At 63.3% G+C, this 15,338-nt stretch carries 12 protein-coding genes; 7 read left to right on the top strand and 5 right to left on the bottom strand.

Going from position 1 to position 15,338, the window contains the following annotated elements:
- Window positions 1-84: 84 nt before the first annotated feature.
- Entirely contained in the window at window positions 85-1,242 is a 1,158-nt protein-coding gene (fadA, locus tag I41_RS00145; protein WP_145429809.1) for an acetyl-CoA C-acyltransferase FadA, read from the top strand.
- A 108-nt stretch (window positions 1,243-1,350) separates the two neighbouring features.
- Here the strand turns inward: fadA and I41_RS00140 are convergent, their stop codons facing one another.
- Window positions 1,351-1,998: a PEP-CTERM sorting domain-containing protein gene (locus I41_RS00140; RefSeq protein ID WP_145429807.1), complete on the bottom strand. Its 648-nt coding sequence runs from the start codon at window positions 1,996-1,998 to the stop codon at window positions 1,351-1,353.
- A 462-nt stretch (window positions 1,999-2,460) separates the two neighbouring features.
- On the opposite strand from I41_RS00140, the gene I41_RS00135 reads away from it, so the two are divergent.
- Window positions 2,461-3,798 carry a serpin family protein gene (locus I41_RS00135; protein ID WP_145429805.1) on the top strand — a complete coding sequence of 446 codons (1,338 nt, stop codon included), beginning with the start codon at window positions 2,461-2,463 and terminating at the stop codon, window positions 3,796-3,798.
- 27 nt (window positions 3,799-3,825) lie between these two features.
- Here I41_RS00135 and I41_RS00130 read toward each other — a convergent pair whose 3' ends face one another.
- Together I41_RS00130 and uvrA are read right to left on the bottom strand one after the other, a co-directional pair.
- The gene (locus I41_RS00130; RefSeq protein WP_145429803.1) at window positions 3,826-4,683 is read right to left on the bottom strand and encodes a transposase; all 858 of its coding nucleotides are present in this window, start codon (window positions 4,681-4,683) and stop codon (window positions 3,826-3,828) included.
- 145 nt (window positions 4,684-4,828) lie between these two features.
- Window positions 4,829-7,807 (bottom strand): excinuclease ABC subunit UvrA, encoded by a 2,979-nt coding sequence (gene uvrA / locus I41_RS00125; protein WP_145429799.1) that lies wholly within the window; start codon window positions 7,805-7,807, stop codon window positions 4,829-4,831.
- Between the two features lie 276 nt (window positions 7,808-8,083).
- Between uvrA and ilvN the strand changes: the two genes are divergently transcribed.
- The 3 genes from ilvN (at window position 8,084) to ilvC (ending at window position 11,255) form a co-directional block, all read left to right on the top strand.
- The gene (gene ilvN / locus I41_RS00120) at window positions 8,084-8,656 is read left to right on the top strand and encodes an acetolactate synthase small subunit (RefSeq protein WP_246133763.1); all 573 of its coding nucleotides are present in this window, start codon (window positions 8,084-8,086) and stop codon (window positions 8,654-8,656) included.
- Between the two features lie 59 nt (window positions 8,657-8,715).
- Window positions 8,716-10,122 (top strand): hypothetical protein, encoded by a 1,407-nt coding sequence (locus I41_RS00115; protein ID WP_145429797.1) that lies wholly within the window; start codon window positions 8,716-8,718, stop codon window positions 10,120-10,122.
- Between the two features lie 125 nt (window positions 10,123-10,247).
- A complete protein-coding gene (ilvC, locus tag I41_RS00110; RefSeq protein ID WP_145429795.1) occupies window positions 10,248-11,255 on the top strand; it encodes a ketol-acid reductoisomerase in 1,008 nt (335 codons plus the stop codon).
- Window positions 11,256-11,410: 155 nt separating this feature from the next.
- Here ilvC and I41_RS00105 read toward each other — a convergent pair whose 3' ends face one another.
- On the bottom strand, window positions 11,411-11,758 hold the full coding sequence (locus I41_RS00105; protein WP_145429793.1) for a hypothetical protein: 348 nt from the start codon (window positions 11,756-11,758) through the stop codon (window positions 11,411-11,413).
- 307 nt (window positions 11,759-12,065) lie between these two features.
- On the opposite strand from I41_RS00105, the gene I41_RS00100 reads away from it, so the two are divergent.
- Window positions 12,066-12,941, top strand: a complete 876-nt coding sequence (locus tag I41_RS00100) for a dockerin type I domain-containing protein (protein WP_145429791.1) — start codon at window positions 12,066-12,068, stop codon at window positions 12,939-12,941.
- Window positions 12,942-13,097: 156 nt separating this feature from the next.
- On the opposite strand, the gene I41_RS00095 is transcribed toward I41_RS00100, so the two are convergent.
- Window positions 13,098-13,904, bottom strand: a complete 807-nt coding sequence (locus I41_RS00095; protein WP_145429789.1) for a hypothetical protein — start codon at window positions 13,902-13,904, stop codon at window positions 13,098-13,100.
- Window positions 13,905-14,473: 569 nt separating this feature from the next.
- Here I41_RS00095 and I41_RS00090 point away from each other — a divergent pair.
- On the top strand, window positions 14,474-15,223 hold the full coding sequence (locus I41_RS00090; protein WP_145429787.1) for a superoxide dismutase: 750 nt from the start codon (window positions 14,474-14,476) through the stop codon (window positions 15,221-15,223).
- Window positions 15,224-15,338: the final 115 nt, after the last annotated feature.

Here is a 15,338-nt window from a genome sequence, read left to right as displayed (position 1 = left end):
GGATAGACGCAAATAATTCTTCATCTGCGTTTATCCGCGTTCATCAGCGGTTCCATTCAGTCCTTTTGAACCAAAGCTGCTTCCATGAAAACTCCAGTGATCGTTGACTGCTGCCGGACCCCGATCGGGCGGGCCCACGCCGAGCGCGGCGTCTTTCGCGACGTGCGCTCCGACGATCTTGCCGCGGCGGTGGTCAAGGCCCTCGTCGAGCGGACCGGCGTCGACCCGGCGGCGATCGAAGACGTCGTCCTCGGCAACACGCAGCAGCAAAAGGAGCAGGGGTTCAACGTCGGCCGCATCGTCGGGTTGCTCGCCGGGCTGCCGAGCACGGCCGGCGGCGCCACGGTCAATCGCCTCTGCGGCAGTAGCCTCCAGGCGCTCAACCAAGCCGCTCATGCCGTCTCAGCCGGCGCCGAGGACGTGCAGATCGTCGGCGGCCTGGAGCACATGCACCACATCCCAATGGATGCCAGCGTCGACTTCAATCCAAAACTTTTCCGCGGCACGAGTCGCGGCGCCCTCCACATGGGCTTCACCGCCGAGTTCCTCGCCCAGACTCAAGGGATTGAGCGCGATGCGCAAGACGAGTTCGCCCTGGCCAGCCACCAGAAGGCGGCCGCCGCGACCGACGCCGGCGACTTCGCCAAGGAAATCATCCCCATCTGGGGCCGCGACGAAGCTGGCGCTCGCACGCTCGTCCGCGAGGATCAATGCATCCGCCGCGACACGACGCTCGCGGCGCTCGCGGCACTGCCGCCGGCGTTCATGCCAAAGATCGGCACGGTCACCGCCGGCAACAGCTCGCCGCTGAACGACGGGGCCGCCGCGCTGCTGCTGATGAGCGACGTGCGCGCGAAAGAACTCGGCCTCACACCGCTCGTAAAGGTCCGCGCCACCGCCGTCGCCGGCGTCGACCCGAGCGTCATGGGGACCGGCCCCGTCCCGGCGACCAAGCTTGCCTTAAAGCGGGCCGGCCTCAAGCTCGCCGACATCGACTTGGTGGAACTCAACGAAGCCTTCGCTGCGCAGGCGCTCGCCTGCATGCAGATGCTCGAACTCGACCCCGCGAAGGTGAACGTCCGCGGCGGCGCCATCGCCATCGGCCACCCGCTCGGCGCGAGCGGCGCCCGCATCTCGACGACGCTCATCCACACGATGATCGCCCGCGACGCCCAATTCGGCCTCGCGACGATGTGCATCGGCATCGGGCAAGGGATCGCGACGATCTTTGAGCGGGTGTAAAGCAAGCCGGTCGCCAACGGCGCACGAAAAAGCGGCGGCGTTAGCCGTTGCCAACGCCGCCGTTACGATGCATCGAATGGACATCGAATCCGCTTCGCACGACCATCTTCAGCGCACTGAGCGCCGCGAAGCAGCGATCAAGCCGACGATTGCGATGCTTGCCAGGCCCAGGGTCGCGGGCTCGGGCACGACCCAACGAACCGTCAGCAACGTATCGGCGTCCATCACTGGCGCCGGCGCGGGACCGGTAAAGACGTTCGCATCAGTCACACTCACGCGGCTGGACGTCCAATTGGGGATGACGCCAGGAGCAAAAGTTCCCGTCGCCAGAGCCACGCCGCCGCTGAACGATCCATAGTTCGGATTGCCGCCAAAAGGCACGATGCCGACCGGGTCGACGTAGGTAGACGGAAAAGAACTCCCAATAACGCCGATTCCCAGCGGGTAGGGAGGAGTCAATGAATCGCCCGTCACAATATTGCGTATGGTGGTCGTCCCAACCTGCATTTGAACGTCAAGTTGCGGCGGGGCAAGAAATGACCCAAAGGTCGTGTTTGCCAGGTACATGTTGGCTGCCGCGATCCCTTGCGGATCGGCCTTGGCCACCGTGGTCCACGTCCCGCCGGAGTTAACGTTGCCCGGCGTATTGAACTGCAAGTTCAAGCTGAACCACACATTCGCGGCCCGAGCAGGGGCCTGTGAGAAGAGCATTGCCGCCACGGCGGCGAGCCAGAACACGTTGCGTGAGCGAATCATTAGCGCACCTCTTCAGATAAAAAAATTAATGATGCCCCCTGACAATTAACACGGCCGCGAATCGCTCGCGCCCGCAATGCTGCGTAGCCTAGGGGAACAGAAGGATAAGTTCAACCAATTTTCCCATATTCTGCGCATCGGCCGAAAGAATGCCGACGCGTCACTCCGCATATATCGACATGCGTCGAAAAACGAGAAATTGATTGCCGAGTTCTTGCAGGCGAGCAGCCCGGCAAGCGGCTGCAGAAGCTCCAAGGCCACAAGAAGCACGCTTTCCCGATTACCAAAAGCACTCGCGCACGCGCCGGCGACGACGACTCGTCGTAAGACCCTCCAGATCGCCTACCTTTCCAGGGCCAAACGGCGGCGTGACAAACGCGAGCGGAGTCAGCCTTGCAAGGTGCAGCCCGAATGCAGTAACAGTCCGGTGCTCCTTTTTCCCGCAAGCAGAGGCCTTCCCCGATGAACGCGAAGTTTCTCCTCGTGCGCGGCGCCTGGGCGACGCTCTTACTAATCGCCACGAGTGCAAACGCCTTGGCGGAGGTTCAGCCTCACGTGCGGGCGCCGCTGACCCCAGCCGTGCAGGCGGTCGCTGCGGCCAACAATGGCTTGGCGTTCGACCTGTTCCGCCAGCTCGGCGCCGAGGACTCGGAAAAGAATCTGCTGATCTCGCCGATCAGCATTTCCGCGGCGCTCACGATGACCTACGCCGGCGCCCGCGGCGAAACGGCCGCTCAAATGGCCGACGTGCTCCACCTCAACGGTCTCGCTGACGACGCTATTCATGCTGGTTATGGCGGGCTGATCAGTGATCTCAACGCGCCGCGCGAAGGATATAAACTCAGCGTCGCGAACCGCCTCTTCGGTCAAACGGGCTTTCCCTTCCGCCAGCAGTTTCTCGCCACGTTGGAGGGGCCATACGGCGCTCCCTTGGAGCAACTCGACTTCATCAGCAACACCGAACCGTCGCGGGAACACATCAACGGCTGGGTCGCCGACCAGACTAACCAGAAAATCAAAGACCTGCTTCCTTCCGGCTCCATCACGCCCCAGACGGCGCTCGTGCTCACCAACGCCGTCTACTTTAACGGAGCCTGGAAGAATCGCTTTGCCGAGGGGTCAACGCATGATGCGCCCTTCTATCGTCTCGATGGCTCCATCGGCCAAGCGTCGCTGATGTATCAGCAGAACGTCTTGAACCATGCCGCGTTTGACGATTTTCAGATGCTCGAGGTTCCGTATGCAGGCGACGATCTCACGCTGGTCGTGATGCTTCCCAACCAGCGCGATGGATTAGCCGCCTTGGAAGGATCGCTCGATGCGGAACGTTTTCAAGAATCGGTAGACAGCATGCAACTGCGGAAAGTGGATCTTTTCTTGCCGAAGTTCACATTTCGCGACGACGCCAGACTGAAAGCGCCGTTGAAAGATCTCGGCATGACCGACGCGTTTGGCGACGCCGATTTCTCAGGCATTAGCGAGGGCGGGGACTTGGTGATCAGCGACGTCGTTCACAAGACGTTCATCGACGTCAACGAAAGCGGCACCGAGGCCGCTGGCGCCACGGCAGTGATCGTCGAAACGACCAGCGTGAACCCGAACCCGCCGACCTTCCGCGCCGATCATCCATTCCTGTTCGGCCTGCGCGACGCCCACACCGGCGGGCTGCTCTTCCTCGGCCGCATGACCGACCCCGCCGCGGCAACGGCTGCGGCGAATATTCCAGAACCCACCGCCGCGGCACTACTGCTTACGGCGCTCGTTGGCCTGGCGACTCAACGACTGCGCCGCGAAGTTTAGACCATTTCAGCCCCCGGCTTCGCAACATTATGCAAACGCCATCAGATCGTTTCCTCGTCGCAAGTGGTTTCTAGCGGCCTGGATGCAGAGTTTGGCGTTCACCCAGAGGGTGACGCGCGGCAGTCGCCTCACCCAGTTGGGGAGTGGTCCGAGCCCGCCGCCGAAATTGGTGAGTTGAGCGAAGCGTTGCTCGATGTACGTCCGCTGCTTGAAGAGTGCTTGGCCATCGGCGGTCGTCAGCAGTTCGATCGACTGCAAGCGGCCGATGCTGTGGCGGCGGTGGCCCAGCGCTCGTCCCGCGCGACGCTGCGGAGCGATCAACGTCACGCCCGACCGTGCGGCGATCTCGTGCAGCGGGTTGCTGTCGTAGTTGCCGTCGGCCAGGACGCAGCCTCCGCCGACTTGCGGCAAGAGTCGCCGGGCGACCGTCTGTTCGCTCACGTTGAGCGGCTGGATTTCGCACGCCACGAGCGCATCGATCGTCCAGACGGCGTGCAGCTTGTAGCCGCGGGCCGGGCCGCCGACGCCATGCCCGCGCGTGGCGTCGGGATCCTTGCTGAAGCCTCCTACCGGCAACGGCTTACCGTCGAGGAAGCTCACCTCCGGCGGGTGCGGGCCCTGCCAGCAACGCTTCCTCAACCGCTCGATCAGTTCCACGGCCGCCGCCGTGCGGAGACGACGGCTCGCCGTCGATTGGCTCGGCAGCCGCACCTGCCATGACGACGGCCAATTCTCCGGCCGACACGCCCAACTCACCGGTCGATCGTGGATCACCGCCCAGAGATAGACGCCGACGATCCAACTGACCGAATAGACGTGTCCCGAACGATCGCTGCATAACCGCCGAGTCAAACGGTATAGTACGCTCCAGAGTTCGCGTTCCATGGCTCACCTCCTAGAAACGTGTCAGGTCTCTAGGAACAGCCTGGAACGCGGGCCTTTTTACCGTTAGCGACGCGTGCTAGCTATTGCATTATGTTGTCCGCCAGGGGGTCGGTCACCATCCAGAGGCGCTTAGCCCCGCGTTACGCTACCCCCCGGCGGAGCCGGGGGCTGCATGCAGAAGCTCCCGCAGCCAGCGTCCCGTGTGGCTTGCCTCGCAGGCCGCCACGTCATCCGGCGTGCCCGCTACAACGATCTGCCCCCCAGCGTCGCCGCCGTCGGGCCCGAGGTCGATCACCCAATCGGCGCACTTGACCATTTCTAAATGGTGCTCGATCACCAGCACCGTGTGCCCGAGCTCGACGAGTTGTTGCAGTACGCGGAGCAAACGCCCGACGTCGTCGGTGTGCAGTCCAGTCGTCGGCTCATCAAGAATATAGAGCGTCGGCCCGCTGGAGGGTCGGCCAAGCTCCGCCGCCAGTTTGATCCGCTGCGCCTCGCCGCCGGAAAGCGTCGTGCTTCGCTGACCGAGCGTGAGATAGCCGAGCCCGACGTCGACGAGGCTCGTCAGCATCCGATGGATACTCAAATGGTTCTCAAAAAACGCCACCGCTTCGTCGATCGGCATCGCCAGTACGTCGGCGATCGAGCGGTCGCGGTAGCGCACGGCGAGCGTCTGCCGATTGAACTGTCGACCATGGCAGACAGGGCAGGTTACGAACAAATCGGGGAGGAATCGCATCTCGATCCGCTCCACGCCCTGGCCCTGGCAATGCTCGCAGCGCCCGCCCTTCGTGTTGAAGCTGAACCGGCCGATCTTGTAGCCATGCTGCTTGGCATGCTTCGTCTCGGCGAAGACACGGCGGATTTCGTCCCACATACCGGTGAACGTGGCAGGGTTCGAACGGGGCGTCCGGCCAATGGGCGACTGATCGACATGGATCAGTCGATCCAGTTTTGCGACGCCGCGTAAGGCCCGATATGGCCCCGGTCGGGTCATGGCGCCATTGAGCTTGCGGGCCAGCGCGGCGCCGAGCGTGTCGATGATCAGCGAGCTCTTTCCCGAACCGCTCACGCCGGTGACGCAGGTGAAGAGCCCCAGCGGAATCTGCACGTCGACGTTCTTCAGGTTGTGGAGCGTGGCGCCTTCGAGCTCCAACATCCGCGTCTTCGCCGCCTTGCGGCGCTGCGCCGGCGGTTCGATCCGCAGCCGGCCCGAAAGGTAGCCGCCGGTGATCGAGTCGGGATTCGCCGCCACTTCCGCCGGCGTCCCCTCGGCGACGATCGTCCCGCCCCGGTCGCCGGCGCCGGGGCCGACGTCGATCAGCCAATCGGCCGCGCGGATCACCGCTTCGTCATGCTCGACCACCAGCACGGTGTTCCCCTGCTGTTGCAGCTTGCGCAGCGACTCGATCAGCCGGGCGTTGTCGCGCGGATGCAGGCCGATCGACGGTTCGTCGAGAATGTAGAGGACGCCGACGAGCCCCGAACCAATGCCGGTCGCCAGCCGCACGCGCTGCATCTCGCCGCCGCTCAGCGAATCGGCCGCGCGATCGAGCGTGAGATACTCGACGCCGACCTCCGCGAGGAAGTCGAGCCGACGCACAATCTCGGCCGTGAGCGGCTCGCCGACCTGCTGCATCGTCGGCGGAAACTTCAGTTCGCGGAAGAACCGCTGCGCCTGATCGATCGGCAGACCAGTGATCTCGTGAATCGCGAGTCCGCCGAACCGGCAGGAGCGAGCTTCGGCCCGCAGCCGCGAACCTCCGCACTCTGCGCACACGACGGGGCCACGAAACTCGGCCAGCTTGCTGAGCGTTGCGTCGTTCTTGGCCGCCGCATAATCCATTTCGAAATGGACCAGCAACCCGGGGAACTTGCAGCCGTCGCCGTTTAACAGTTGCTCGCGCGCCTTCGCCGGCCAGGCGTCGAGCGGCGTTTCCCAGTCGACCTTCGCGTGGGCGAGGAACGCGTCGAGCAGCGCATGCTGCGATTTGCGCGCGTCGGCCGAGGCCCCGCGCCACGGCGCCACGGCGCCGGCCGAGAGCGACAAGCTTTCGTCCGGGATCACCAGCTCCGGCACGAACCCCTCGCGCGACGCTAACCCTTCGCACGCCGGGCAGGCCCCGTAGGGACTGTTGAAGCTGAACGTTCGCGGCTCGATCTCGGTGAGATTCGTCTTGCAATCGGGGCACGCGTAGCGCGTGCTGTAGACCCGCTCTTCCCAACCATTTTCCGCGGTGGTGGCGTTGGAAGGTGTCGGGGGCCTTCTGCCACTAGCGGCGTTACTTTGTTGGTTGCTCTCCAGTGGCAAAAGGCCCCCGACACCATTGGCGTGGCCGTTCGTAGCACTCTTCGCCTCGGGCGTCAGCACCGCCGTCCGCAGCGCGCCGTCCCCATGCTTCAGCGCCAGTCGCACCGACTCGACCAGCCGGTTTTCGATCCCCGGCCGAATGATCACGCGATCGACCACCGCGTCGATATCATGCCGTTGCTGCGCCTTCAGCTCCGGCACGTCTTCAAGTTCGTACGTCTGCCCATCGATCCGGACGCGCACGAATCCCTCTTTGCGCACCAGATCGAGCACCTCCGCGTGCCGCCCCTTGCGCCCCCGCACCATTGGCGCCAGGATCATCACCTTCGACTGTTCGGGTAGCGCGAGGATCGCCTCCTGAATCTCCACCGGCGTCTGCTGCGAAATCGCCGTCCCGCAGTTGGGGCAGGCCACGTCGCCCACGCGGGCCATCAGCACCCGCAGGAAGTCGTAGATCTCGGTGACCGTCGCCACCGTGCTGCGGGGGTTGTTGGTGGTCGACCGCTGATCGAGGGCGACCGTCGGCTGCAGCCCCTCGATCAGGTCGACGTCGGGTCGTTCCATCTGGTCGAAGAACTGGCGGGCGTACGTCGAGAGGCTTTCGATGTACTGCCGCTGCCCCTCGGCCAATAACGTGTCGAAAGCAAGCGAACTTTTCCCCGACCCGCTGAGTCCTGTCATCACCACCAGCCGCCACTGGGGGATGTCGAGGTCGACGTTCCGCAGGTTGTGCGTACGGGCGCCGCGGATGCGGATCGCCTCGCCCGGAGAGGCGGCGAGTGCGCCGGGCAGCGGCTCGAGTTCGCTCGACATGCGGTCGTTCGGCGGGATGTTCCGGTGAAGGCCGACCGGCGGCAGGCGTCCTAGTCGATCGCCAGCAGCCTCCGGCCAAACCTGTCAGGCTACCCCAGGGCACGGCTGCGGGCAACCGGATGGCGTGGCCGGTGAACTGCTGGCCCCAGTCACCCCGAGGTACTCCGAGGGGTCCGGCCAGATTCCTCGGAGTACCTCGGAATGACAGACCAAGATCGGGCAAACCGCACCAACAGCCGCCCTCCCCCCAACTTGTGACTACCCCCCCTCGCAGCTATGATCAAAGGTTCGTTTTTTGGCAATCCACAGGACTATCTCATGCGTCACGTCCTCTCGGCTCTCGTGCAGAACGTCCCCGGCGTGCTAGCCCATGTGGCCGGCATGTTTGCCTCGCGCGGCTACAACATCGATAGCCTTGCCGTCGGCGCCACCGAAGACCCCAGCCTGTCGCGGATGACCTTCGTCGTTGTCGGCGATGACAATGTCTTGGAGCAGGTCCGCAAGCAGCTCGAGAAGATCGTCACGGTGGTCCATGTCGACGACGTTTCGTCCCAGGAATTCGTCGAACGCGACCTGATGCTGATCAAAGTCCGCGCCTCGGCAGAGAACCGGGCTCAAATCCACGAGCTCTGCAACATTTTCCGCGGCAAAGTGGTCGACGTGGCCCCCGACCAGGTGATCGTCGAAATCTCCGGACAGGAAAAGAAGGTCGAATCGTTCATCGATCTGATGCGTCCCTTCGGCATCGTGGAGCTGGTCCGCACCGGCCGGATCGCCATGGTCCGCGGCGTGGTTCGCCCCGCCGGCGAGGCGAGTTCCTTACGAAAAGTTGCTGGGGCGAAGGCGTAGGCCCTACAACAGAGGTGGATTATTTTCCTCATCTCCATCTCTTTTTCGGAGGCTTTGTCATGAGACCCCTTTGGATTTACGGCTGGCTGCTGTGCCTGTTGGCGCTGCAGGCGCCGGCCGCGGCGCAAGCTCCCACTAACAAGTGGACGTTTCAGCGTACCGGCTTTCGCGCAACATCCGGTCCTTCTCCACAAACTGCGCTCTCGATGCGCAGCGGCGAGGCGTGGCCGGTCGTTTACGGCTTCTACGAAAACTCGCTGAACGCCTACTCGCTGTTTCCGGTAGTGAATCCGAACGCCAAACATCACGTCGGCCCGGCCACGAATTGGCATCAGATCGGGTCCAATTTGGCAGGGATGCAGTTTCCGGCCTCAAACGTCTTTCTGCAGGCCGACAGCAGTTCGACTGGTGGTTTCGCCGTATCAGCGCAAACGCCCACGACCTCGACGTTCCCCCAAGACACGGTTGCGATCGGCAATTCGTTGAGCGGCTTTCAATCGCCGTTGACCGGCGTTCAAGCCGTCAAATTCGATGACAACGGCAACCCCTTCATCGCAAGCAACAGCCTCATTCCCAACCTTCCGACCTCGACGAAGATGTATGACGTCGCTCTGTCCGAATCTGGCGACATCGGCGCGGTCACGCAGTTTTCCAGTGGGGGCGGTCCATTAACCTATTGGCAGCGTAGCCCGCTCTTGGGGAACAGCTGGTACTCAATGGTGGTCCCGCCAGATCCGCAGTTCCAAGACGGACTTTCCGCTCCCACCGTCGACTTGGTCTTCGACGGCGCATCGCGACCCCACATTGTTGGCGTTAGCCAGTCGCGTACTCCTGCGAATCGGGTCCTAGCGCAACGATTCGACATCACCACTGGCGCTTGGGTTACATCCGCCTTGGATACGGGCTCGCCCAGTTTTCCTGGCATCGCCGACGTCGCCGCCGCGAGCAATGATGACGGCATCCTTGGCGCAGCGTGGGTCAATAACGGCACGCTCAAGTACGCCTACCTCGATACTAACCAGATCTCGCCCAGCTGGGTCGTCACGTCGGTGGCCAGCACGACTCCAACGGGCAAACAGCTTGAACTCGCGCAAGGCGTCGGCCTGGCGTACGACAAAGCCGGCCTCCCAGTGATCTCCTTCGTCGATCGCGAAACGCGACAAATCTGGATTGCCTACGATCCACCGTCGGCATTTGGCGGCGCGATCACTGATCAGCCAGGCGCTGAAGGCGACTTCAACGGCGACGGCCTCGTCGACGGTTATGACGTCGAGGCTTGGCGTGTCGGCTTCGGCGAAGGAACGCTCGATGGCAACGACTTCCTCGCTTGGCAGAGCAACTCCAACATCGCCGAGCCTCCGGCGGCAACCGCCGCCGTCCCCGAACCGCTAACCCTTTCCAGCGGACTCGTGGCGGCGACGCTGCTGTTCGGATCGATGAGAAAGCCCCATCGCACGGCAAACTGAAAGACATACCGCGAGCGCCGAACGTCGGCGCTCACACTTAGAACCTAAAGACAGAACGTGGTCAGCCTCGCTCGCGCACCGTTGCGACGAGCGAGGCTGACGCCATTGACGTAACAGGAACATTCATGGCCGCAAAGATTTTTTACGACAAAGACGCCGATCTCGCCGCGCTCAAGGGGAAGACGGTCGCCATCATTGGTTATGGTTCGCAGGGCCATGCCCACGCTCAGAACCTCCGCGACAGCGGCGTGAAGGTCGTCGTCGGCCAACGTCCCGGCGGCAAGAACTACGACCTCGCCAAGAGCCACGGCTTCGAGCCCGTCTCGGCCGCCGAGGCCGCCAAGCAAGCCGACGTCATCAACATCCTTCTGCCGGATGAACTGCAGGCCGACGTCTACAAGGCCGAGATCCGCGACAACTTGAAGCCCGGCAACGTGCTGATGTGTTCGCACGGCTTCAACATCCACTTCGGGCAGATCGAGCCGCCCAAGGGCGTTGATCTGCTGCTCGTCGCGCCGAAGGGCCCCGGTCACTTGGTTCGCAGCGAATTCGAAGCGGGCGGCGGCGTCCCGTGCCTCATCGCCCTGGGCGACGGCGCCAGCGACGAGACGTTCAAGATCGGCATGGCCTACGCCAAGGGCATTGGCGGCACCCGCGCCGGCGTCATCCAAACCACCTTCGCCGAGGAAACCGAAACCGACCTCTTTGGCGAGCAAGCCGTCCTTTGCGGCGGCGCCGCGGCGCTGGTCAAAGCGGGCTTCGACACCCTCGTCGAGGCCGGCTACCAGCCCGAGATGGCCTACTTCGAATGCATGCACGAACTGAAGCTGATCGTCGACCTCTTCTACCAGGGCGGCCTCAGCTACATGCGGTACAGCATCTCGAACACCGCTGAGTACGGCGACTACACCCGCGGCCCGCGGATCGTCACCGAAGAAACAAAGCAGGAAATGAAGAAGATTCTCGAGGAAATCCGCAGCGGCCAATTCGCCCGCGACTGGATCCTCGAAAACAAGGCGGGCGCCGCGTCGTTCAAGGCGACCCGCCGCCGCGAACGCGAACACGGCGTCGAAAAGGTCGGCAAGGAACTCCGCCGCATGATGTCGTGGATCAACGAGAAGGAAGTCGACTAGTCGACGCCGCAGCCGCGGGTCAACGACCCGCCGGAGCGGAACCCGATCGACTCCAACGCACGTCATCCTAACCGAGTCATGTCATTCTGAGCGGAGCGAAGAATCTACTTCGCTTCGTTCAGAGTGACTTTTTTGTGCGCGCTGCTACCGGCACACTATCGCCGGCAAACGCACAACCGCTGCGTCACTCCCCACGCCGCCAGCGCCACCGCCGCCCCGATTCCCGCCGACACGATGTCGATATGCGGCAGCTCGCCATGGGCGTACCCCAGCCGCGACCGCGACATCAATCCGATCAAGCCCCCCACCAGGGCCACGGCCACGCTGCTGCCGGCGGTGGCATAACCATCACTGGTGCGAATCAACCGGCTGCCGACGAGCCCCGCCAGCACGCCCACCCACAAACAATTCAGGATGGCCATCGCCACCGCCTCGCTGTCATGCCAGTCCGCCGCGTTCCGCAGCAGCGGAGAAATAGAAGTCCGTCGCGGAATGGTTTGCAACCGCCGCGCCAAATCGTCGACCGCTCGCGAGCAACATCGGCGTAAAGGGCAGTTCCCTATGGAGTTAGCGATTTATCGCCGCCGGCCCCAGGCGGCCGCCCTCGGCTCTCGCGCCGCCACAAGCGCCGCACGTTTGACGGCGCACGGGGGCTGATCTGACTCGCGATGTCGCCCCTCGGGGCTCGCGGCGGCCGGCTCTTGGCTATTTCAATTTGATTGCCGCTTTCTAATTCGCCGAACTAGAATGGGAGCTTCGCGCCTCTCTTTGCGTTACCAGCGGCAAATGCACCTTCGAGGTCGAACTGCGATGCGGCAGCTGCTCAGGCTCGGCGGACGAACCGCCGCGGCGGCAATGTTCACGTTCCTGGCGATGCGCCAACCGCTGGCAGCCGCCACCTTCGCGCCGATCTCCGGCTCGCTCAGCTTGAAGGCTGGCACGAAGCCGGCGCAAACCACCCCGGCGATCCTCGGCAGCGCGTCGCTCAGCGACAACACGCTGCCGTCAGGATTCGACTTCGCGGCGACGAGTTTGCAAACGTCGATCGTCGGCACGCGGCAGTTCAATTTTTCCGGTTCCGCCTCGAGCCTCACCAACATGACGGCGCCTGTTGGGCAGCCCAAGGCCACCGCCGGCCTGCTGTTCGAGCAATCGTTCACCACCGCCGGGCCGCAATGGATTGAAGTTTCCGCCAACGTGCTGAGCCCGCCCGCCGACGCCGACGTCGCCGCCAGCATTACGTTCGGCCGCACCGGTCAGGCGTCGCAAGTCTCGGTGGGGCATACTGCCGGCGGCACGACCACCGCGGCCGGCGCTTACGCCGCCGGCACATTTGTCCTCACGGGGCAAATCAGCACCGCGGCCAATCTGTCCGGAAGTCACGCCGGCGCCGTTTCTGGCGCGCTGCGGATCGCCGCCATCGCGGACTTCAACGCCAGCAACAGCGTCAACGCGACCGACCTGAACGTCATCAAAACCAACTTCGGCCCGGCCGTCACCACATTCGCGACCGGCGACGTCGACGGCGACGCCCGCACCGACGGCGTCGACTTTCTCCTCTACCAACGCCAATTCGGCGTCACCCTCCCCCCGACCGCGATCCAAGCCCTCCCCGAGCCAACGAGCATGGCACTCCTGCCACTCGCCCTAGCCGCCGTCAGCTGCCTGCGACGATTAGGGACCTAAGCTAAGAATGCTTAACCGCAAAGACACGAAAACGCCGAGAAGTCGCTAAGAAGATAAGGAGTGACTGGAAATCGATCGTGGCATCTCCGTAAATCCTTGGTGCGTCCTTAGTGCCTTCGTGTCTTTGTGGTAAATGTACTTGTCGGCGGCTTCGTTCTAATGCCGCACCAGCCGCTCGGCCGCCCGTCGCGCTGCGAAGTCCCCTTCCAGATACAGCGCCACCGCCGTCGACTTCTCCGCCAGCACCTTCTGCTGGGTCATCCACAACACCTTCTGATTCCCGGCCGCCTGCACCGCGACGCGAATCGCGTCGCCGCGCCATGTGACCGGCACGACGAACTGCACCTTCAGTTCATGCACCCCTTCCAGCGACGTCGTCGGCGACGGCCGCAGCACGAAGAAGACTCCGTGCTCCTCATTGGTTGTGCCGCTGGCGACCACCGCTTGCTGGGGCGCCACCCGCTTCTGCTTTTCCGTGACGACTTCCTTCCCCCCTTTACCGCCGCCGATCGACGGCGTCACATGCGCGGGCGTGCCGCCGATGCAGGGGATTTCGCCGCCGAGCGACACCTCGAACGAGTGCGACTTCTCCACCGTCGTCACCGTCTCGATCGCCTCGGCAAACTCGCTCTCCAGACGCGTGCGCGGCGCGAAGCCATGCACCCGCAGCCGCCGATCGACGTCGCCGATCTCCACTCGGATCGTCTCCACGTCGCTGATGGCGCCCGAAGTGAGATAAACGCTCAACCGCAGCGTCGCCTCGACGATCCGCTCATCGGGATACCGCTCCACGAACTCCGTCGGCGTCACGTCGCGGCATTCGATCGTGCGGCCAAAGTCGAACGCCAACCCCGTGTCGGCAGCCGCAGCGGGCGCCGCGCTCAGCGGCGACAAGGAAACGGCAAGCGAAAGAAGAGCGGCCCCGCTCCGCAGAGCAAACGCCGATGGCGCGAGAAGTCGCATGATGGAAGGCTCCAATCCCTAGGCGCTTCCGAGCGAGTTCCTCTCAGCTCGACGCGCTCACCGCCCGCCCTTCCTGATGCGGGACTATCCTTATCCGGTCTGCCTGGTTCTACGGAAGGATCCGCCAGGTGGGTCGACCGGTTCGCGGGAATTCCGCCGAACTGTCGAACCCGTCGTAAGTGTCGATCGTCATAGCAGTTGCGATGAGACCACGTCCCCCGCCGGCGCCAGCAACTCGGTGGCACCCACCCCCCAACAGCGTTAACATTGACGGTCGCGAAGACGGCAACGCTGCATGCAACGGGCGCCACTCGCGCATGAATGCCCCCGGTTCTGAAGTATTCGATCGCTAGCAAAAAATGCGTTTACCACAGAGCACACAGAGGTCACAGAGAAGACGAAGAGGCGATAATCTCTTCCGGCTTTTCTTTGCGCTCTCTGTGTCCTCTATGGTTGCGTCTTTATCCGCTAAGCATTTCAAGAGCGATGGTTGTTGAATAGGCTTCAGAACCAGCGGCTTTTAACAAATCCAAACAATTCAGTCCCACCCCTGAGGAGGCTTTGATTCTATGACTGCCCCATCCCACCGCTCCGTCGATCGCCGCTCCTTCCTCGGCGCCTCGGCCGGCGCCCTCGCCGCCAGCGGCGCCGCGTCGCTGCTAGCTCCCGCTGTCGCCCAAGCCCAAACCGCTGCCGCACCCGCTCCCCCGACCGGCCCCTACAAGCTTCCGAAGCTCGGCTACGCCTACGACGCGCTCGAACCGAACATCGACGCTGAGACGATGGAGATCCACTACACGAAGCATCACCAGGCCTATATCGACAAACTCAACGCCGCGGTCGCCAAGTACCCTGATCTCGCCAAGCTTCCCGCCGAAGACCTGGTGAAGAAGCTCGACGCGATCCCTGAAGAAATTCGCACCGCCGTCCAGAACAACGGCGGCGGCCATGTGAACCACACCTTCTTCTGGAAGATCATCGGCCCCGGCAAAGGGGGCGAACCTCAGGGCAAATTGGCCGAAGACATCATCAAAAAGTTCGGCAGCTTCGCCGCGTTCAAGGAAGCGCTGAACAACGCCGCCGCTACCCGCTTCGGCAGCGGCTGGGCCTGGCTGGTGAAGGGCCCCGACGGCCTCGAAGTGATCAGCACCGCCAACCAAGACAGCCCGCTCACGCAAGGCAAGACCCCGATCGTCGGCGTCGACGTCTGGGAACACGCCTACTACCTGAAGTACCGCAACAAGCGCCCCGACTACGTCACCGCCTGGTGGAACATCGTTGATTGGGACCAAGCGTCGAAGAACTACGACGCGGCGTAGTTCTTAAAGTATCAACAACACAAGCATGCCCTAAGCCCCCGGCTCTTCAAGCCGGGGGCTAAGGCGTTGGAGCCCTAAGAACGCTAACTCAGGCTGAAGTTGAGATTTCCTGCAC

The sequence above is a fragment of the Lacipirellula limnantheis genome (assembly GCF_007746075.1).
GTDB lineage: Bacteria > Planctomycetota > Planctomycetia > Pirellulales > Lacipirellulaceae > Lacipirellula > Lacipirellula limnantheis.
This window is presented reverse-complemented; position numbering and strand designations above follow the sequence as displayed.

Bases quoted from the DNA above. Each gene is read 5' to 3' on its own strand.
- fadA (WP_145429809.1), top strand. From the start codon at position 85: ATGAAAACTCCAGTGATCGTTGACTGCTGCCGGACCCCGATCGGGCGG.
- I41_RS00140 (WP_145429807.1), bottom strand. From the start codon at position 1,998: ATGATTCGCTCACGCAACGTGTTCTGGCTCGCCGCCGTGGCGGCAATG.
- I41_RS00135 (WP_145429805.1), top strand. From the start codon at position 2,461: ATGAACGCGAAGTTTCTCCTCGTGCGCGGCGCCTGGGCGACGCTCTTA.
- I41_RS00130 (WP_145429803.1), bottom strand. From the start codon at position 4,683: ATGGAACGCGAACTCTGGAGCGTACTATACCGTTTGACTCGGCGGTTA.
- uvrA (WP_145429799.1), bottom strand. From the start codon at position 7,807: ATGTCGAGCGAACTCGAGCCGCTGCCCGGCGCACTCGCCGCCTCTCCG.
- ilvN (WP_246133763.1), top strand. From the start codon at position 8,084: ATGATCAAAGGTTCGTTTTTTGGCAATCCACAGGACTATCTCATGCGT.
- I41_RS00115 (WP_145429797.1), top strand. From the start codon at position 8,716: ATGAGACCCCTTTGGATTTACGGCTGGCTGCTGTGCCTGTTGGCGCTG.
- ilvC (WP_145429795.1), top strand. From the start codon at position 10,248: ATGGCCGCAAAGATTTTTTACGACAAAGACGCCGATCTCGCCGCGCTC.
- I41_RS00100 (WP_145429791.1), top strand. From the start codon at position 12,066: ATGCGGCAGCTGCTCAGGCTCGGCGGACGAACCGCCGCGGCGGCAATG.
- I41_RS00095 (WP_145429789.1), bottom strand. From the start codon at position 13,904: ATGCGACTTCTCGCGCCATCGGCGTTTGCTCTGCGGAGCGGGGCCGCT.
- I41_RS00090 (WP_145429787.1), top strand. From the start codon at position 14,474: ATGACTGCCCCATCCCACCGCTCCGTCGATCGCCGCTCCTTCCTCGGC.